The sequence below is a fragment of the Paenibacillus sp. P32E genome (assembly GCF_001909085.1).
GTDB classification, from domain to species: Bacteria; Bacillota; Bacilli; order Paenibacillales; family Paenibacillaceae; genus Paenibacillus_AQ; species Paenibacillus_AQ helianthi.
Map to the genome: position 1 here is coordinate 33,525 of NZ_LVYY01000020.1, position 19,359 is coordinate 52,883.

Here is a 19,359-nt window from a genome sequence, read left to right on the forward strand (position 1 = left end):
CCAGAAACCGATAAGGTAGAAAATGTGCTACTTTAAGTCGGTACAGAACCTGTCTGATCCAGAGGAATATTTATATACTTAACGTATATGAATTCGGAAAGGAAGGGTATATATGCGATTCCGCCAGGTCCATCTCGATTATCACACCTCCGAAGCGATAACGCCGATCGGAGCCCGTTTTGACCAACAGCAGTTTCAGGAGATGCTAAAGCTGGGCTGCGTAGATTCCGTTACAGTGTTCTCTAAATGCCATCACGGCTGGACTTATCATCCGTCGGAGGCGGGGGTGATTCATCCCGGGCTGAGCTTTGATTTACTTGGAGCCCAGATCGAGGCTGCACATGAGATCCATGTGAAGACGCCCGTATATCTGTCAGCCGGACTGGATGAAAGACTGGCCAGACTGCACCCGGAGTGGCTGATCCGCGATGAGAATGACCAAACGAACTGGGTAAAAGGCTTCATGGAACCGGGCTATCACCAGTTCTGCATGAACACGCCTTACCTGGATATCCTGATTGCACAAACCCGTGAAGTCGTGTCCCGCTATGATCTGGACGGCTTGTTTTTCGATATTGTCGGTGTGCGCAAATGCTACTGCCATAGCTGTATAGAGAGCATGCGGCGGGAAGGCGTTGATCCCCGGGATGAAAAGGCGATGCGTACACTCTGGGAGAAAACCTACGCGAATTATACGGCAAGAGTGAAAGAAGCGGTTGAGGCGATCAAGCCGGGGCTGCCGATCTTCCATAACGGCGGACACATCGCGCGCGGCCGCCGCGATTTGGCATACATGAACGACCATTTAGAGCTGGAATCATTGCCTACAGGCGGCTGGGGCTATGATCATTTCCCGCTGTCGGCCAGGTATGCGCAGACGCTGGGTCTCGATTTTCTCGGGATGACCGGGAAATTCCATACGTCCTGGGGGGAATTCGGCGGGTATAAGCACCCGAATGCGCTCCGTTATGAAACTGCGCTCAGCATCGCCAATGGCGCCGGATGTTCGATCGGCGATCAGCTGCATCCCGACGGCCATATGGATGAAGCCACTTATGCCCTGATCGGAGAAGCTTACCGCGAGGTTGCGGACAAGGAAGCCTGGTGTACTCTAGCTAAGAATGTAGCGGATGTGGCACTTTTGTCGCTTGAGTCGACCGGTGTGCATCCCAAGGCAAAGACGGAGGGGCGCAGGCCGCCATCGGATGCCGGAGCCGTTCGCATTCTGCTGGAGGGGAAAATCCTGTTCGATGTTATCGATAAAGAGCATGATTTTACGGCTTATAAAGTGTTGATTATGCCCGATTATGTGGCGGTGGATGACGGGCTGTGCAGCAAATTATTGCAGTTCCTGCAAAGCGGCGGTAAAATTCTCGCGACGGGCTGGTCCGGTCTGGATCCCGAAGGGACGCGGTTCATGATGGATCTCGGAGTACAGTATTCGGGAGTCAATCCGTTCCGTCCCGATTATTTCCGTCCTCTGTTCAAGCCCGGAAGCCTGCAGGAGGCCTCCTTCGTGTTTTATGGGGAGGGACAGAAGATCGGGCTTAACGGCGGAACTGAGCTTGGACGCCGCGAAGATCCTTATTTTAACCGCGATGGCTTTACGTTCTGCTCCCATCAGCATACGCCTAGCAGCTATGTTAGCGGAGGACCGGGAATGGTGGAGAACGGCAATGGAATCTATATCGCGTGGAACGTATTTGAAGATTACGCTGCCAAAGGGAGCCTCATTGTGAAGGAAACGATTCTTTACGCGCTGAATCGGCTGCTTCCCGGCAAGACGCTGCATACGAATCTGCCGGCGCAGGGCATTGTTACGCTGCAGGAGCAGAGGGCCGAGAACCGCCTGGTCAATCACCTGCTGTACGCGGCACCAGTCCGCAGAGGCGAGAGCATCGAAGTGATTGAGGACATTATCCCTGTATACAATGTCGAGGTTTCCGTTCAGACGGAGGGCCTCGTCACCAAGGTGTATCTGGCACCTCAGATGACACCGCTCCCTTTTAGCTGTGAGGGCCGGACTGTTCGTTACACAGTACCCGTGCTGGAGGGCCATCAAATGGTGGTCCTCGATTATGAATCGGATTGAATTGAAAGGATGGCAAATGATGAACTTTGAACCTCTAGCTTCATTTATGGACCGCATCACTTCCTGGCGTATTCCTTGGGCGGAGGTGCTCGTTATGCACCGGAATGAAACAGTTTTCCGTTACCGTCAGGGCTACGCCAATCTGGAAGAGAAGACGCCTGTCACTGACCGGCAGTTGATCAACCTCTACTCACTAACGAAGATTATGACATGTACGGCAGCCCTTCAGCTCGTTGAAAAGGGAGCCGTTCATCTGAATGATCCGCTGTCAGACTACCTGCCGGAATTCGCTGATATGACCGTGAAGAAGAGACAGCCGGATGGTGAACTTGCATTCGAGAAGGCGGTGAAGCCGATCACCGTGCGCGATCTGTTCACGATGTCGGCTGGCTTCTCCTATGATCTCGAAGCTCCGTCTATCCGGGATGCAGTGAGAAGCACGGACGGGAAGATGCCGACACGCGCCTTCGCGGAGGCGATCGCCAAGGAGCCCCTGCAGTTCGAGCCGGGTACCCGGTGGAATTACAGTTTGTGTCATGATGTCCTTGCCGCTCTCGTCGAGGCTGTGGACGGCAGACGGTTCGGCACATATATCCGGGATGAAATTACCGGACCGCTGGGCATGACGGACACGGGTTTTGATCTTTCGGACGAGCAGCGGGTCCGTCTGGCCCCGCAGTACGAATATAGTGATGCGCTTGGCAAGCCCGTACGCAAGGATGGGAACGGATACCGGCTCGGAAGCGAATATGAGAGCGGCGGGGCGGGACTGCTGTCTACCGTTAGCGACTATGCTCTGTTTTTGAACGCGCTGACGAATCAGGGCACAAGCCCGGACGGCGTGCGTATTCTGTCCCCGGCGACGGTGGATCTGATGCGGACCGATCATTTGGCGGGCAATATGCGCGGGGATTTTTGCTGGGAGCAGTTGAAAGGTTACGGCTATGGGCTGGGTGTGAGAACCCACATCTCGCAAGCGGAGAGCGGTTCGCTCAGCCCCCGCGGTGAATTCGGCTGGAGCGGTGCAGCAGGATGCCTGGCCATTATTGATCCGGCTTCACAGCTGACGGTCATGTATGCGCAGCATTTGCTGAACAACCAGGAGCCTTTTGTACATCCACGCTTGAGAAATATCGTGTACGCCTGCCTATAACTAAACCGCACCTCTTGATCTAAGAAGCCACCAAAAAGTCAAAAAAAGCAGCGACTCTGCCGTTATGGGAGTCGCTGCTTTTTGATTGTAATCTACTGCTTAGTGAGTGAAGAATGGGATTCAACCTGAAATAGGGTTCGGTCCATTCTATATCATATCTGGTGTAGAGTCTCTAAATATGGGGGTTGTATAGATATGAGAGACCTGATAAGGCTGTTCGGGATGACTGATCCGTGACAGCAGCATTTGGGCAGCGGTGCCCCCCATTTCGTTACTGTAAATATGGACGGTGGTCAGATGAGGCTCGATGATCTTTGATTCTGGACTGTTATCAAAACCGCAGACAACAATATCCCCGGGAATGGAATGGTTTTGATTTTTAAGTGCTTTCATAAAGCTGACGGCGATGAAATCGTTGGCACATATAAAAGCTGATGGAAGCTGGGTAATACCCTGCAGCCTTTCATCCGCCCAACCGGGAGTGGAGAAAAAGTACCGATCCTCATCCAGAACACACTGTGAGAGATCCAACCGGATGCCGGCCTCCGTTAAAGCGCGATTGAACCCCACCCATCTTTCGTTAAAGCTCCGGCAATGATTAAAGTCCCCGACAAACCCGAACGTTTTGTAACCTCCATCAATTAACTTCCTCGTAAGCAGATAAGTACTGTGCTCGTTCTCCATCAACAGCACATCCGCTTGAAATTCAGGGTAGCAGACATGAGCAGAACAATCGATGAAGATGGTTGGAAGTTCAAGGCTTGTAATCAGCCTGCTGTATTCCAGATTGAACAGCTCAATACAGATGATCCCGTCCACATTGGACACATCAAAATTATTGGGAAGGGATAGCGATTGCTGATCGATATCCCGGATGATGTGAATGGATAAATTATACCCTTCGTCGCTGATGCATTTTTCCAAACCGCTGATCAGGGTCGATCCAAAATGGGAAGTGTTTGGCAAGTTCTCTGTTAATAAAGCGATGTTTCTGGAGCTCTTAGACAACTTGCTTTCGTCCTCCATAAAGGAAAACTGCTTGTATTTCATTTCTCTCGCTTGTTTAATGACTTTATTTCTGGTTTCATCGGGAATGCCTATCGTTCCGTTTAAGGCTTTGGAGGCCGTGTTTCTGGAGATTCCCAAAGCATCAGCGATGTCTTGTATGGTTACCCTATCTCTAGCCATGTATTGTACATTCACCTCTATGTCGTGTTCTTTTCATCGTCTTAACTTCCTTAAATGTATAATAGTTTTCTAAAAATAGCAATATTCAAATTTACAAATGAACAAATAATTTTACATTTGTAAACTAATCCATGTTCAAAAATAACGTGAAAATAATAACTAATTATGAGTATATCGTGATTAAAATTGCATTTTTACTGCCTGAATTCCTCTTTATATAATTTTTTAATGCGAAAAGGACCTTTTTGGAGTCCTTTTATTGTCAAATGAACAAAAATAATTTTACATATTGTATTGACGCATGGTGAACTCTCTGATAAATTGTAAATGCAGCAGGACTTAAGTTCAGCTGAAACGTTGGGCTCATATGTGCATCACAAATTAAATGTGTAAAAGAATGGAGGCAAAGGCATTGCAAAACACAATGAAAGCGGATGCTAGAAGTACGGTGCCCAAATCTTCGAGCTCCTTATTAAATTTTATGAAGAAACATTACTTTCTTTATTTAATGCTCGCACCGGCGCTAATCCTGACCCTGATTTTTAAATATGGTCCAATGTATGGCGCGATCATCGCCTTTAAGGATTTCAGCCCGATCAAAGGAATCATGGGCAGTGAATGGGTAGGTTTTTACAACTTCAACAAGTTTCTTTCTTCCCCCAATTTTGAAGAGATTTTTATGAATACGCTTAAATTAAGTTTTTTCGGTCTGATTTTGAGCTTTCCCGTTCCCATTCTGCTGGCCTTGATGCTGAATCAGATCAGGAGGTCTGCTGTCAAAAAGAATATACAGTTGTTTCTGTACGCGCCTAACTTCATTTCCGTAGTGGTTGTGGTGGGTATGCTGTTTATCTTCTTGTCTCCGACAGGGCCAATTAACCAGATCTTTACCTGGGCTACAGGTGAACCTGTAATGTTCATGTCCCGTCCTGAGTATTTCCGCTGGATCTACATTCTTTCGGATATCTGGACAAGTGCAGGCTGGGCTTCAATTATCTATGTGGCGGCTCTTGCCAACGTTGACCCTGAGTTACATAATGCTGCGAATCTGGATGGAGCTAATCTTCTGCAAAGAATACGCCATATTGATCTTCCAACCATTCGCCCGATAATGGCTATTGTGTTTATTCTTGCGGCGGGGGGCATCATGTCGATCGGATTTGAAAAGGCTTATCTCATGCAAACGGCAACCAACCTGCCGTCCTCCGAGATCATTCCGACTTATGTTTACAAAATAGGCTTGCAGTCAGGCGATTACGCATACTCAGCCGCAGTGGGTTTGTTCAACTCTCTCATCAACGTTGTTTTGCTCATTACGGTGAACTTTATTGTGAAGAAGCTGAATGAGGGCGACGGCCTTTACTAAGAAAGGAGTACCTGTTCATGTTCATAAGACATTCCCGGCTGGACCGCTTTATTCTCGCGCTGAATGCCACGTTCTTGACGCTCGCTGTATTGGTAGTGGTGCTTCCGCTCGTTTATGTGGTGATTGCATCCTTCATGGACCCATCGGTATTGCTCAGTCATGGATTATCATTCAAAGTTTCGGACTGGTCATTAGACGGCTACAAAATGATCCTTACAAATCCGGCTATGATCCGCGGGTTTGGAAACGCTGTTTTTTACTCCGTGGCATTTGCCACACTTACCGTTCTGGTCTCGATCTGTGCAGGCTATGCCCTGTCGGATGACAGGCTGAAAGGTAGAGGGTTTTTTATGACCTTGTTCATTATCACGATGTTTTTTGGCGGGGGACTTATTCCAACTTATCTGCTGGTCAAAAACCTGGGGCTGCTTGACACGGTATGGGCAGTGATCATTCCCGGAGCAGTCAACGTATGGAACATTATCCTTTCCAGAACCTTTTTCAAGAGCGTACCCAATGAATTGAGGGAGGCGGCCAATGTGGACGGGGCATCGGAGATGAGAATTTTCATCGGGATTGTATTGCCGCTCTCGAAACCCATTATCTTTGTGCTTGCTCTTTATGCCTTTGTGGGCCAGTGGAATTCCTACTTTGATGCCATGATTTATCTGGATAATCCGAACCTTCATCCGCTGCAGCTCGTTCTGCGTTCCATCCTGATTCAGAACCAGGTAGATCCTGGTATGATCAGTGATCAGCTGGCGATGGCAGAAATGAAACGGTTGTCTGAAATCATCAAATATGCTGCAATCGTTGTTTCCAGTTTGCCGCTCATCATTATGTATCCTTTCTTCCAGAAGTACTTTGAAAAAGGTGTCATGCTCGGTTCCCTGAAATAGGGGATGGACTTGAACATAGATACAGATTTGCATTCATCCTACTCAGGAGGTCATGTTCCCATGAAAAAACTGACAAAATCAAAAGTGGTAACCCAAGCAGCTTCTGCCTCTGTACTTGCCTCTATCCTGTTGCTTACGGCATGCAGCGGTGGCGGCGGAGGAAATGCGGCTAGTAAAGAACAGGACCCAAGCGGCAAAGTTACCCTGAACTTTATTACGCAAAGCTCCCCCCTGGCACCGGCCGACCCGAACGAAAAGCTGATCAATAAACGTCTCGAAGAAAAAACAAATGTTCATATCAACTGGAAAAACTTCACCAAAGACGTGTTTGTGGAAAAAAGAAACCTGGCTGTTGCAAGCGGTGATCTCCCTGATGCTATCTTCAATGCTGACTATAGTGATTATGAGCTGCTCAAACTTGCTAAAGACGGTACCATTATTCCATTGAACGATCTGATCGAGAAGAATATGCCCAATTTTAAAAAGGTGTTGGAACAAGCTCCTGAATACAAGAGCATGATCACGGCGCCGGACGGCAATATTTATGCCTTTCCCTGGATTGAAGAGCTTGGTAACGGAAAAGAAAGAATTCAGGCTGTAGACAGCATGCCCTGGATCAATGTCAAATGGCTGAAAAAGCTGGGCCTTGAGATGCCAAAAACGACGGATGAGCTGAAAAAAGTGCTGATCGCGTTCAAGACGCAGGACCCGAATGGCAACGGCCAGGCGGATGAAATCCCGCTGTCCTTTATTAACAAGCCGGGCGCGGAAGATCTGGCCTTCCTCTTTGCTTCCTTCGGACTGGGGGAGAATCCCGATCATGCGGTGGTAAGCAATGAAGGAAAAGTGATATTTACAGCGGCGGATGAAGGCTACAAGAAGGCTGTTTCTTTTATCAATGAGCTGTATAAGGAAGGACTTATTGATATTGAGGCTTATACGCAGGACTGGAGTACGTATCTTGCCAAAGGGAAGGATCAACGATACGGATTGTACTTCTCCTGGGATAAGGCTAACATCTCTGGGGCCAACGATACCTATGAAGTGATGCCGCCGCTCGCTGGCCCGGATGGCGAAGTGAATGTAACGAGAACCAATGGTCTTGGCCTTGGCCGCGGTAAAATGGTCCTTACGAGCTCCAATAAAAACCTGGAAACGACGGCGAAATGGGTGGATCAGCTGTATGATCCGGTCCAGTCCGTGCAGGACAACTGGGGCACCTATGGGGATAAAACACAGCAGAACATCTTCAAATTTGATGAAGCCAAAGGCATGCTGACGCATCTGCCGCTCGAAGGTGCCGCTCCTGTTGAGCTTCGCGAGAAAACAAGTATCGGCGGGCCTCTGGCCGTTCTTGATTCCTACTATGGCAAATATACAACCATGCCGGATGATGCCAAGGGCAGATTGGATATTATCAAAAACATCATGGCGCCGAAGATGAAGGCAGAGAACGTAATGCCAAGCGTATTTAATTCGATTGAAGAGCTGGACCGCCTGACGACGATTGAAACGGATCTGTTCGCCTACGTTCTCAGAATGCGTACAGAGTGGTACCAGAACGGCAAAGTGGATGCGCAGTGGAATGATTATCTGAAGGAATTGGACCGACTTGGCCTGCAGGAATGGCTGAAAATTAAACAAGGCGGTTATGACAGAGCAACGAAGAAATAAAAAATAGATAGTGGAGTAGAGGAGAGAGCCATAATGTCAGCTATTACAAAACAAAAATACCGGGGTGTCTATCATTTCTCGCCCCAAGCCAAATGGATGAACGACCCGAACGGAATGGTCTTTTTTGAAGGAGAATATCATTTGTTCTTCCAACACCATCCGGGTGGAATGACCATGGGTAGCATGCACTGGGGCCATGCCGTCAGCAAGGACCTTATTACTTGGGAGGAGCTGCCTATCGCACTCTTTCCGGATGAGCTGGGCATGATTTTCTCGGGAAGTGCTGTTGTGGACTGGAACAATACGACCGGATTTTTTGAAGATAAGCCAGGGCTGGTAGCCATCTTTACGCATCACCTTGACATGCCGGAAGGGAAACCGGCCGTTCAGCGTCAAAGCCTCGCTTACAGCCATGACAACGGCAGAACCTGGACCAAATACGAAGGCAATCCGGTGATTGAACATGCTACTTTCATTGATTTCCGTGATCCAAAAGTGTTCTGGCACCAGGAGACTAAGCAATGGGTAATGATCGTCGCTTGCGGTCAAACGGTCTGCCTGTATCATTCTCCAGATCTGATCCATTGGACCTTTGCCAGTGAATTCGGTGAGGGCACCGGGTCACATGACGGTGTGTGGGAATGCCCTGACTTGTTCCCGCTGCACGTGGATGGAGACACAGCGAACACCAAATGGGTGATGCTTGTGAGTATTGGAGCAGACCCCGCTTTTGTGGAAGGCTCAAGAACACAATACTTCACCGGCGATTTCGATGGAGCAGTGTTTACTCCGGATGAGGATTCCGAGCATGTCCGCTGGCTTGATTATGGAAGGGACAATTACGCAGGGGTAAGCTGGTCGGATGTGCCTGAAGAAGACGGAAGACGTCTGTTTATCGGCTGGATGAGCAACTGGATGTATGCCAGACAGACACCCGCAGAAGAGTTCCGTGGGGCGATGACCCTTCCAAGAGAGTTGTACCTTGAATCCAGAGAAGGAAAAATCCTGCTCGTTCAGAAGCCGGTCAAAGAACTGGAGGTGGTCCGTACCCCTGTTCTTTCACTCAAAGATGTTACTGTGCAGGAAATCAACGCTTCATTAGCCGATCTCCAGCTTGATGCTTACGAGATCGCTGCGAGGTTCACCCGCGGTATGTCTGCAGGCTTCAAGGTAAGAGCCGGGGTTGGAGAACAAACCGTTATCGGAATTGATGCGAAGGCAGAAGAGCTTTATGTAGACCGTCAGACTTCAGGACGGCTAGATTTCCATGAGTGGTTCCCCGGACGTCATTCGGCGGAACTACAGGCACCGGGTGAGATCAATGATCTGCGCATTTTTGTGGACCGTACTTCGGTTGAAGTGTTCAGTAATGGAGGTCAGGCGGTCATTACGGATCTTATTTTTCCTAAGCCTGAATCAGCGGGCGTTGCTGCATTTGCAGAAAATGAAGAGACCCCGTTCCTTTCACTGGAAATCTACAAGTTGAATCTGCCTGCCGCGGATGGCGATAACCAGCAATCGGAGGGTTAACAGGATGCGTATAGGAGCAATTGAAGCAGGTGGAACCAAATTCGTGTGCGGGATTGGGGATGAAAGCGGGAAAATTCTGAACCGGCTCAGCCTTCCAACCGGGCATCCAGATCAAACCCTCCCTCAGGTGATTCAATATTTTCAAGACAAACAGGTAGAGGCGATCGGGGTTGGGTCCTTTGGTCCGATCGATATCAACCCGGAGAGTCCGACTTACGGCTACGTTACGACAACCCCTAAACGGGGTTGGGAGAATTACGATATGCTGGGGACTTTACGGCGGGCCTTTCCAGTTCCGTACGGCTGGGATACCGATGTCAATGCAGCCGCATATGGTGAGGCTAAATGGGGTGCTGCGCAAGGATTATCCAGCTGTTTGTACTATACCGTGGGCACGGGTGTCGGTGTCGGCGTGTATTCGGAAGGTAAAACCATACATGGTCTTGTACATCCTGAGGGAGGGCATGTACTGACCAGACGGCATCCTGAAGATGAATTCGCAGGCGTGTGCCCTTACCATGGGGACTGCCTCGAAGGGATGGCGGCAGGTCCTGCCATAGAAGCCAGATGGGGGAAAAAGGGCCACGAGCTGCCTCCCGGCCATATCGCTTGGGAAATGGAAGCCTTCTATATCGCCCAGTCGATAACCAATGCCATTTTACTTCTGTCTCCCCACAAAATTATTTTGGGCGGCGGCGTGATGCAGCAGCTGCAGCTGCTCCCGCTGATCCGGCAGGCTGTGCTCCGCAATCTGAACGGTTATGTCAGTTCAAGTACTATTCTGCAACACATCGATGAGTATATTGTGTCACCGGGTCTTGGCCAGCAGGCGGGATTATGCGGGGCTCTGGCCTTGGGGTTTGCAGCATGGAATAATGAGGCTTCCACTTTATAACAACTCAATAGGTATCCTGGCCAGTTATGCTCTGTAGCTGGCCAGCTTTTTACTTATGAATGGAAGGTGGAAGAATACGTAGAGTAGAAATGGAGGGCAACAGATGAAGAAGAAACCCAGAGCATTTCTATGCATTCTGATGGTTATAGGAATCATTATGACTTCATCCGAAGTTTACGCTGCTAGTCCTGATATAGGCGGGGCTGCACTGGCAGAGAGTGGCACAGGAAAAGCGGAAAAGGGGGGTCTTGCTATTTTTGAGAACGCTACCAATGTAAATACAAATCTGACGGGTTGGCAAGTAAAAGGAACCGGTAAGTGGGAAGAACCCGCAGATGGACTTCTGCTGACATCTGATCCGCAGGAAAACGTGATGGCCATCTCTGAAACGGTGGCAGATGATTTTCTGTATGAAGCCGACGTCATGATCAAGGATATGAAAGCGGAGGCTAGTTTGATCTTCCGTTCGAATGAAGATGGATCGAATTCATATATGCTGCAAATTGCACCAGAGTCCGGTACGATCCGTATAAAAGATGCGGCGGGTGGGGCAGGCAGATTAAATGAAGAACATCAGGTTTCCCGCAAGGAAGGAGAGATTTATCATCTCAAGGTAAAGGCCGAAGGGACCTCGCTAAAGGTGTATTGGGGGGATCAGTACAAGCCTGTGATTGATATTCAGGACAGTGCATACCATACAGGCCGTCTTGGACTGCACGTCCGGAATGGGTCTGCCTTGTTCCAAAATATAACCGTTAGCGATCTGAAAGGAAACCTGGGTACAGTGCTTGTAAATAAAGGACAGTGGCAGCCTGACCTTAGAGGCTTAAAAGGAACGTCTATGGACCAAGGCAAGGCACAGCGAATCTATAGCAACCAAGCCGCTGATTTTGTATACGAAGGAACAATCTCTTTGGGTTCTGATGCGGTTGCAGCGCTTGCTTTCCGCTCCTCTGCCGATGGAACCCGTGGCTATGAAGCCACACTTGTGAAGGAAGGAAATCAGGTCCGTGTAAAGCTGACGAAAGCTGACGGAACTGCAATTGCAAGCTCAGATCGTGCTTATTCGAGCCAAACGGGCGCGAAGCATGAAGTGGAAGTCAAGGCAAAGGGCAGCCGGATTCAAATTTTCCTGGACGGATATACTCCGGCAGCAATCGATATATCGGATAATTCGTATTCAACCGGAAACGCCGGACTTACTGTACGAATGGGAAGCGCTTACTTTCAGAATACGTATCTTACGGAGGCTAACAGTTATTATAATGAAACCTACCGTCCCCAATATCATTATTCGCCGAACCGCGGTTCCGCCAGCGACCCGAACGGGCTGGTCTACTTCGAAGGGGAATACCATCTTTTCCATCAGGATGGAGGCACATGGGCTCACGCCGTCAGCAAGGATATGCTGAACTGGAAACGCCTGCCGGTTGCACTTCCATGGAATGATTACGGGCATGTCTGGTCGGGAGCTGCAATAGCGGATGTAACCAATGCATCAGGCTTGTTCACGGATTCGGGCGGTAAAGGCTTGATTGCCTTTTATACCTCCTATAATCCGGATGGCCCGAATGGCAACCAGCGTATTGGTCTTGCCTACAGCATGGATCAGGGACGCACGTGGGAATATGCCAAGGACCGGCCGATTGTGATTGAGAACCCCGGCAAGAACGGAGAGGACCCGGGAGGCTGGGATTTCCGCGATCCCAAGGTGATCCGAGATGACGGGAATAATCGCTGGGTGATGGTGGTGTCCGGTGGCGATCATATCCGTTTTTTCACATCAACCAACCTGCTGGACTGGACCTTGACCGATAATTGGGGTTATGGGAATTATGTTCGCGGCGGTGTATGGGAATGCCCTGACTTATTCCCGCTGACCGTACAGGGAACGTCAGAGAAGAAATGGGTTCTCATGATCAGTACAGGTGCAAATCCGGCAACAGGAGGTTCGGATTCGGAATATTTTGTAGGGAATCTGACTGCTGAGGGTAAATTCGTGAATGATAATCCGGCAGGAAAAGTGCTGAGGACAGACTTTGGCAAAGAGTATTATGCATCCATGTCTTTCTCGGACATGCCGGATGGACGCAGAGTGATGCTGGCGTGGATGTCCAACTGGGATTATCCGTTCGCTTTCCCGACTTCAGGCTGGAAGGGAGAGCTGACGGTTCCAAGAGAGGTTACCCTGGTCATGACTCATGAGGGGCTTCGCCTCGCCCAGAGTCCGGTCAAGGAAATGGAGCTTCTGCGCAGCGGTCTGTTCACTACAGCTGATAAGATGGTCAGTTCTTCTTCTCCCAACCTGCTGAAAGGCTTGGTGTCAGGTGCGTATGAAATTGAAGCTGAACTGGAGATTCCGGACGGCAGTGAAGTATCGGAGTTTGGTTTTAACGTGCGCGAGGGGGCAAATCAGAAGACGATTGTCGGCTACAGGGTGGGTGAAGGCCAATTATTCGTTGACCGGTCGGCCTCCGGGGTAACGGATTTCTCCAGTCTCTTTAGTACAAGGCATCAAGCGGCAATGACACCGGAGAACAAGCGGATCAAGCTGCGGATTTTGGTGGATGAATCCTCTATTGAGGTTTTTGCTAATGGGGGAAAGGTGGTTTTCTCTGAAGTCATTTTTCCTGATCCGGCCAGCAGGGCAATGAGCTTCTATACCCATGGCGGCATGGTGAAGGTGGTTTCGCTGAAAGTGAATAAGCTTGGATCGGTATGGAATTCAGACAGCGTTTCGGCTACTCGGATTGCAATGGATACGGGTGACCTTGAAATGGAGATCGGGCAAAACAGGATGCTGCAGGCGACAGTAGAGAACGGGCCGGGCAACGGTGTTCACCCGCTGAAGTGGATGTCGAGCAATGAAGAGGTGGCTGGCATTCATGCAGCAGGCTATTCCCAAGCAACCCTTCAGGCGAAGAAAGAAGGGGAGGCCGTCATTACGGTATCCACTCCGAATGGAAAGGCATCTGCCAGCCTTGTGGTAAAAGTCTTCGGCGGCGAGTTTCATACCAATCTCAGTGGCTGGAGCAAGGACATGTCCATGGCGTCATGGATCGTAGGCCGGGATGGAATCCGCGGCAAATATTCCAGCGATGCGAATGATATTGCCCAAGAGCAGGCGGGTAATTTTACGTATGAAGCCGACATGAAGCTTGGCGAATCCGGTGGTGCAGGCTCACTTCTGTTCCGTGCCAGTGAGGATGGCCGCAGTGGCTATTACTTGAATCTGGACCCTAACATGAAAGCTGTCCGCCTGTTCTACAAAATCGATGGACGATTCGAAGAGCGGCAGGTACTGGCGAAAGTTCCGACATTCATCCAGCCGGGTCAAACCTATAAAATAAAGATACAGGCAGAAGGTCCCCATATCGTGGTATATGTGGGAGGGCTGAAAATAATGGATCTGAAGGACGGAACATTTGCGGAAGGCCATTTTGGACTTCATGTGTTTGGCGGATATGCATCATATCAGAATGTGAATATGACCGGGGGAGAACCGGCGAACCTGATGACATCAAGCCTGGTGAATGCAGCATTCCAGAAATCTATTTATACAGCGAATCTGGTGAATGGAGAAGCAGTGAATGTACAGGGTGCAAATGAAGCCTTAGACCAGAAATGGGTATTTGTGCCAACCGGAGATGAAGCAGGCTCCTATTCCATCCGTACGACCTCGGGACAGGCGCTTGATCTGGACACGGAGCATAATACGTTACAGCTCTATCCTTATCTGGGCTATAATAATCAGCGCTGGATAGTCAACAAGAATGAGGATGGATCGGTTGCCATACTCTCTGTCCGTCATAATATGGCTTTGGCTATATCCGAGGATGGCTCTAAACTTACATTGGAGGATTTTCAAACGGATAAAATGCGTCAAAAGTGGAAATTAAGCTCTGGCTTTTAACAGTACAATTCTGTAGCAAAAACCCCTTCCGCCAAGCATGGCGGAAGGGGTTTTTGCGAATGGGCGGATCGAATCCGCTTAAAATTGAGGCGTACAGATTTGATCGATATCTACTCTGCTCAGGCTTTCCCGGCAACAGCCTTGTTCCGCTGTACTTCAGGTTCTTGACCGGATTCCTGCCCCACACGTTTGATGAAGAAGGCGAGCAGTAAGCCGATGATACCAATGCCCACAATGACGAGATAGGCATCATTGATACCCTGGATGGAAGCTTCAGTAATCATTTGCTCCTTAGTGGCGCCTTTACCACCAGCGGCCATCATATCCATCATGTGTGTTGTGGTTCGGCTGGTCATCACGGTGACGAGTAGTGAAGTCCCGACAGCGCCGGCCACTTGTCTTACGGTATTGGAGATAGCGGTGCCGTGCGCGTTAAGCTTGGATGGCAATTGATTCAACCCTAAAGTTTGGATAGGCATGAGCAGCAGCGCCATCCCGATCCGGCGTCCGGTGGACATGAACACCAGGTACATGTAACTGGTCGAATCCGTCAGGTTCACAAAGCTCAAGGTTGTCAGAATGGTGATCAGCAGACCGATGACGGCAAGCCATTTGGCCCCGAACCGGTCGAACAGCTTGCCGGTGACCGGCATAAGCAGTCCCATGATAAGTGCGCCGGGAAGCAGCAGCAAACCGGACTCCATCGCTGTGTAGCCGCGTGCATTCTGCAGATACAGAGGCAGCAGCATCATATCCGCATACATGATGATAGTAACCGCGATACTAATAACCGTAGTCAAGGAGAACATGTTGTATTTGAAAGCCCGCAGATCAAGCAGCGGGTCCTTCGAAGCCAGCTGGCGCCAGGTGAACAAGCCCAGCGATATGACGCCTGCAGCTAAAGACAGGAGGACTTCCACGCTTGACCATCCAGCGCTGGCGGCACGGCTGAAGCCGTACAGTAAGGTTCCGAAGCCGATGGTGGAGAGAATGACACTGACCATGTCAATTTTGGGATACGAGCGTGTCGATACATTCTTCAAATAAATGAACCCGCAGATGATGACAATTGCTGTGAGCGGCAGCATTCCGTAGAACATGGTTTCCCAGGAGTAGTGCTCCAGGATATATCCGGCCAGAGTGGGGCCTATCGCTGGAGCGAAAATAATCGCCAATCCCACCATTCCCATGGCAGCTCCCCGCTTTTCACGCGGGAAAAGGGCTAAAATAACATTGGTGAGCAGCGGCATTATAATGCCGGCACCGGCTGCCTGAATCATACGCCCGGTCAGCAGAACCGGGAAGCTCGTCGCGAGGGCGGATACGACCGTTCCGGCTAAGAATATAAACATCGAGGCCTGGAAAAGCTCACGGGTCGTGAACCGCTGCATCAAATAGGCCGTAATCGGAATCAAAACACCATTAACGAGCATATAACCGGTGGTTAGCCACTGAGCCGTTGCAGCTGTGATATTGAAATCATGCATCAATTCGGGCACAGCAACGCTCATGATCGTCTGGTTCAGTGTCGCGAGAAAGGCACCCAAGATCATAATGAATAAAATGGGTCCTTTTTTCACGGAACTGCCTATTGCTTCTGTCGCTCTACTCATTTTACTCCATCCTTTCAAATCGCCGGTCATAGACTAAATTTACAAAGTGTTGTATAGTTTACAGTGTATAAAGATGATTATAGATGAAATTTTCATGCAAGCAAGCAACGATTTCCGGAAAAGTGTTCATTAGTTTACGATTTCGAGCCAACTGTAGCTTTTCGGAATGAAAAACTACAGTTTATTAAAAAGTGTAGTTTGCCTATTCAAAGGTAAAGGATGGAGATTAGCAGATGGAAAATACAACCCCCCGGACAGATCCCCGTGTACTCCGCACCCGTGAATTGCTTAGAAATGCCCTTATTGAACTTCTGGAAGAGATGGATGTCCAGAAAATCTCGGTAAACCGCATTGCAGAGCGGGCCAAAATTAATCGTGTTACTTTTTATCTGCATTATCGGGATATTCCGGACATGCTGGAAAAGCTGGCAGATGATATGGTCGAGGACATTAATCAGGTAGTGCACAGCAACTACAAGAGGAAATCGGAGACGGGAATCCAGGAGGATTGGCCGGTTCTGGAAAGTCTTCTGAAGCATATCGCGGAGAATGCAAAATTCTACAAAGTGGTCTTTACATCAAGGCGGAGTACGATTTTTACGGACCGCCTGTTCAGTCTGATGGCCGAAATGATTTCAGCACGTGTGAACGAAAAAGAGATCGGTGTCAGCCAAACGAATGTAACGATTCAAAAGGATATCGCCGTCTGGTATGGCTCAGCTGCCTTGATTGGTACTATCGTTGCCTGGCTGCGCAATGATATGCCGTATACGCCTGCCTATTTAGCGAGACAGATTACCTCACTCCGCGCTCAATAAGGCGGACAAATATAGACATGAGAAGGGGATTGCAGGGGAAACATGTTACATCTTTTCACGGATAGTCTGACCACACTACCACCAGGCATGATCGAACAATTGAATATAGGCATCGCTCCGGTTTATGTTGTTTTTAACAACGCTCAGATTTATAGGCATACTGTGGATATTCAGACCGAAGATATTCTCAGTCTCGTCATGGAGACAGGGAAAGTGCCGGGTATTGCCGCTCCAGCGGTAGAAGATTTCATACAGCTCTTTACTCCATCCGTTGGCGGGATTGATCAGGTGGTGTATATAAGCATGTCTGCTGAAATTTCTCCTTCTTATAGAAATGCTGAAGCGGCGGCCAAACATTTCCCCAAGGGAAAGGTCACTGTGGTGGATTCCGGATGTTTTTCTTCAGGAACAGCAATGATGACGGTGCAGGCAGCAAGGATTGCCAAGAAGGTGAGAACGTGGGCTTCCTTCGGGCAGAAGCTGGACGAACACCGCGCTGCAGTCAGGGAAGAGCTGATTCTGGATCGGATGAAAAAAGTCAATCCAACCGGGAATATATATGGTTTGCCTAACAGGATCATAAGTCCGCTGAAGCTCAAACCCAAGCTCCATATCCAGAATGGAATATCCAGTAATCTGGAGGACACCCTTCTCGGCAACTTGCGGCACCATCCACAAATTGACCGCGAATTCATAGTGATCTCACAGACAATGGCCAGAGAACCGGCGGAGTATATGAAGAACATATTGTATGAAAGCTATGGGTTCAAAAAGGTGATACTCCTCTCCAATATTAATGGATTATTATGCCGCACTACCCCGCGAAGTATAGAGCTGAGCTATTTGCTGAAAAAGTAAATAAAATAAAAAATAGCACAACGTTGGAGGTCATTGACGAGGGAAAACACGAAACGCTATAATCTAAAAAAACGGACGAAGAACGTCCCGTACTCCATGGCATATTGGGGTGCGGGATTTTTTTGTGCAGAGGTGGAGGTCAGAAAATGGGATTTGCCGAAGAACATCATAAATGGCTGGAGTACCATAAAAACCGGAGAACAGGGGAACGTCTGGACCGGTTGGAGCGCGGGCATCGGCATGGAGAGCAAATGTTTGTGGAGAGGGTATGGTGGCCCATATTTGGTCATATGGATAATCTTCATCCGGAGTATGAGGTCTTGGATTGGCGCGGCCGGCCTTATTTTGTTGATCTGGTATGGAAGCCGGGGCAGGTGAAGTTTGCCATTGAGATAAAAGGGTACGGGCCTCATGTGCAAAATACGGACCGTACCCGATACCGGCAGGAAATAAATAGAGAGACTTATCTGCAAATTGCGGGTTATCGTGTAGTCGCGGTTCCCTACGATGATTTGGAATCGATGCCGGAGCTGACTATCTCTTTATTCAAATCGTTGCTTACTCCATGTTTATTGAAGAGTACTGATGAGGAAGGCCGCCAGTATACTAGGCTGGAGAGGGAGATTCTGCGGTTGGCAAGCCGTTGGAACGGTTTCTTGCGACCCGTTGACTTGGTGAATGAACTTGGAGTGAATCCGCGCACAGTCAAAAAACACATGAATTCTTTATGTGAAAAAGGGAAGTTCAGACCCGTGGTGGCCCATGGCAGCAATAGAGTTTGCCGTTACGAATATATTCATTCATTTATAGATAACGAGCTATGGTAATGGCTGCCAGTCGGAATGAGAGGTATAACTACCTCTGATCTGGCCAAAAATGGGCTACCGGCCGGAATGAGAGGTATAAATACCTCTGATCTGGCCAAAAATGGGCTACCAGTCGGAATGAGAGGTATAAATACCTCTGATCTGGCCAAAAATGGGCTACCAGTCGGAATGAGAGGTATAAATACCTCTGATAGCGTTACCCTCTCACGCTTGACAGCCTTTTCACAGTACGGGTATGGTAGACTGGTCACAAACTATGGTGGAAACATTACAAACACAGGGAGGGTTGAGGTATGTCAGCCTTCCATTATCAATATTTCATCTGAAGCGGGCAGCCTCACTCATGCGTATCCGGGCGATTATCCGCCTGATCGAGCAGCGCGTTGCACCGCAAGGCCGCTTCATGTTCGTGGATTATACAGGCAAAGATATGGATATATAGGCGTGAAGCTCAGCTATACGGGGAACCCTGACAAGAGAGATGTGCTTGTGGGGGTTCTCCGTTTTTTTGTGTAAACTTCTGTCTAGTAATT

14 protein-coding genes are annotated in these 19,359 nt (G+C 49.1%); 12 read left to right on the forward strand and 2 right to left on the reverse strand.

Annotated features, from left to right (window positions below; translation table 11 throughout):
• Positions 1-112: 112 nt before the first annotated feature.
• The gene (locus tag A3848_RS18655) at positions 113-2,092 is read left to right on the forward strand and encodes an alpha-amylase family protein (protein ID WP_074086412.1); all 1,980 of its coding nucleotides are present in this window, start codon (positions 113-115) and stop codon (positions 2,090-2,092) included.
• A 19-nt stretch (positions 2,093-2,111) separates the two neighbouring features.
• The gene (locus A3848_RS18660) at positions 2,112-3,245 is read left to right on the forward strand and encodes a serine hydrolase domain-containing protein (protein ID WP_074086441.1); all 1,134 of its coding nucleotides are present in this window, start codon (positions 2,112-2,114) and stop codon (positions 3,243-3,245) included.
• A gap of 147 nt (positions 3,246-3,392) precedes the next feature.
• Here the strand turns inward: A3848_RS18660 and A3848_RS18665 are convergent, their stop codons facing one another.
• Positions 3,393-4,433 carry a LacI family DNA-binding transcriptional regulator gene (locus A3848_RS18665; protein ID WP_074086413.1) on the reverse strand — a complete coding sequence of 347 codons (1,041 nt, stop codon included), beginning with the start codon at positions 4,431-4,433 and terminating at the stop codon, positions 3,393-3,395.
• A gap of 424 nt (positions 4,434-4,857) precedes the next feature.
• Between A3848_RS18665 and A3848_RS18670 the strand changes: the two genes are divergently transcribed.
• The 6 genes from A3848_RS18670 (at position 4,858) to A3848_RS18695 (ending at position 14,710) form a co-directional block, all read left to right on the forward strand.
• Positions 4,858-5,799, forward strand: a complete 942-nt coding sequence (locus A3848_RS18670; RefSeq protein ID WP_143186272.1) for an ABC transporter permease — start codon at positions 4,858-4,860, stop codon at positions 5,797-5,799.
• A gap of 17 nt (positions 5,800-5,816) precedes the next feature.
• Complete coding sequence (locus A3848_RS18675; protein WP_074086415.1) at positions 5,817-6,698, forward strand: carbohydrate ABC transporter permease; 882 nt, start codon at positions 5,817-5,819, stop codon at positions 6,696-6,698.
• A 60-nt stretch (positions 6,699-6,758) separates the two neighbouring features.
• Positions 6,759-8,372: an ABC transporter substrate-binding protein gene (locus A3848_RS18680; RefSeq protein WP_074086416.1), complete on the forward strand. Its 1,614-nt coding sequence runs from the start codon at positions 6,759-6,761 to the stop codon at positions 8,370-8,372.
• 33 nt (positions 8,373-8,405) lie between these two features.
• Positions 8,406-9,902, forward strand: coding sequence for a glycoside hydrolase family 32 protein (locus A3848_RS18685; protein WP_074086417.1), 1,497 nt, complete (start codon positions 8,406-8,408; stop codon positions 9,900-9,902).
• 4 nt (positions 9,903-9,906) lie between these two features.
• On the forward strand, positions 9,907-10,797 hold the full coding sequence (locus A3848_RS18690) for an ROK family protein (RefSeq protein WP_074086418.1): 891 nt from the start codon (positions 9,907-9,909) through the stop codon (positions 10,795-10,797).
• 103 nt (positions 10,798-10,900) lie between these two features.
• Entirely contained in the window at positions 10,901-14,710 is a 3,810-nt protein-coding gene (locus tag A3848_RS18695) for a GH32 C-terminal domain-containing protein (protein ID WP_074086419.1), read from the forward strand.
• 119 nt (positions 14,711-14,829) lie between these two features.
• Here the strand turns inward: A3848_RS18695 and A3848_RS18700 are convergent, their stop codons facing one another.
• Positions 14,830-16,323 carry a DHA2 family efflux MFS transporter permease subunit gene (locus tag A3848_RS18700; protein ID WP_074086420.1) on the reverse strand — a complete coding sequence of 498 codons (1,494 nt, stop codon included), beginning with the start codon at positions 16,321-16,323 and terminating at the stop codon, positions 14,830-14,832.
• 233 nt (positions 16,324-16,556) lie between these two features.
• On the opposite strand from A3848_RS18700, the gene A3848_RS18705 reads away from it, so the two are divergent.
• The 4 genes from A3848_RS18705 (at position 16,557) to A3848_RS32410 (ending at position 19,268) form a co-directional block, all read left to right on the forward strand.
• A complete protein-coding gene (locus tag A3848_RS18705) occupies positions 16,557-17,141 on the forward strand; it encodes a TetR/AcrR family transcriptional regulator (protein WP_074086421.1) in 585 nt (194 codons plus the stop codon).
• A 42-nt stretch (positions 17,142-17,183) separates the two neighbouring features.
• On the forward strand, positions 17,184-17,999 hold the full coding sequence (locus A3848_RS18710) for a DegV family protein (protein ID WP_074086422.1): 816 nt from the start codon (positions 17,184-17,186) through the stop codon (positions 17,997-17,999).
• A 146-nt stretch (positions 18,000-18,145) separates the two neighbouring features.
• On the forward strand, positions 18,146-18,826 hold the full coding sequence (locus tag A3848_RS18715; protein ID WP_074086423.1) for a helix-turn-helix domain-containing protein: 681 nt from the start codon (positions 18,146-18,148) through the stop codon (positions 18,824-18,826).
• A 259-nt stretch (positions 18,827-19,085) separates the two neighbouring features.
• On the forward strand, positions 19,086-19,268 hold the full coding sequence (locus A3848_RS32410) for a hypothetical protein (protein WP_178382040.1): 183 nt from the start codon (positions 19,086-19,088) through the stop codon (positions 19,266-19,268).
• Positions 19,269-19,359: the final 91 nt, after the last annotated feature.

Coding starts and splice junctions, on each gene's coding strand:
- A3848_RS18655 (WP_074086412.1), top strand. CDS start 113: ATGCGATTCCGCCAGGTCCATCTCGATTATCACACCTCCGAAGCGATA.
- A3848_RS18660 (WP_074086441.1), top strand. CDS start 2,112: ATGAACTTTGAACCTCTAGCTTCATTTATGGACCGCATCACTTCCTGG.
- A3848_RS18665 (WP_074086413.1), bottom strand. CDS start 4,433: ATGGCTAGAGATAGGGTAACCATACAAGACATCGCTGATGCTTTGGGA.
- A3848_RS18670 (WP_143186272.1), top strand. CDS start 4,858: ATGAAAGCGGATGCTAGAAGTACGGTGCCCAAATCTTCGAGCTCCTTA.
- A3848_RS18675 (WP_074086415.1), top strand. CDS start 5,817: ATGTTCATAAGACATTCCCGGCTGGACCGCTTTATTCTCGCGCTGAAT.
- A3848_RS18680 (WP_074086416.1), top strand. CDS start 6,759: ATGAAAAAACTGACAAAATCAAAAGTGGTAACCCAAGCAGCTTCTGCC.
- A3848_RS18685 (WP_074086417.1), top strand. CDS start 8,406: ATGTCAGCTATTACAAAACAAAAATACCGGGGTGTCTATCATTTCTCG.
- A3848_RS18690 (WP_074086418.1), top strand. CDS start 9,907: ATGCGTATAGGAGCAATTGAAGCAGGTGGAACCAAATTCGTGTGCGGG.
- A3848_RS18695 (WP_074086419.1), top strand. CDS start 10,901: ATGAAGAAGAAACCCAGAGCATTTCTATGCATTCTGATGGTTATAGGA.
- A3848_RS18700 (WP_074086420.1), bottom strand. CDS start 16,323: ATGAGTAGAGCGACAGAAGCAATAGGCAGTTCCGTGAAAAAAGGACCC.
- A3848_RS18705 (WP_074086421.1), top strand. CDS start 16,557: ATGGAAAATACAACCCCCCGGACAGATCCCCGTGTACTCCGCACCCGT.
- A3848_RS18710 (WP_074086422.1), top strand. CDS start 17,184: ATGTTACATCTTTTCACGGATAGTCTGACCACACTACCACCAGGCATG.
- A3848_RS18715 (WP_074086423.1), top strand. CDS start 18,146: ATGGGATTTGCCGAAGAACATCATAAATGGCTGGAGTACCATAAAAAC.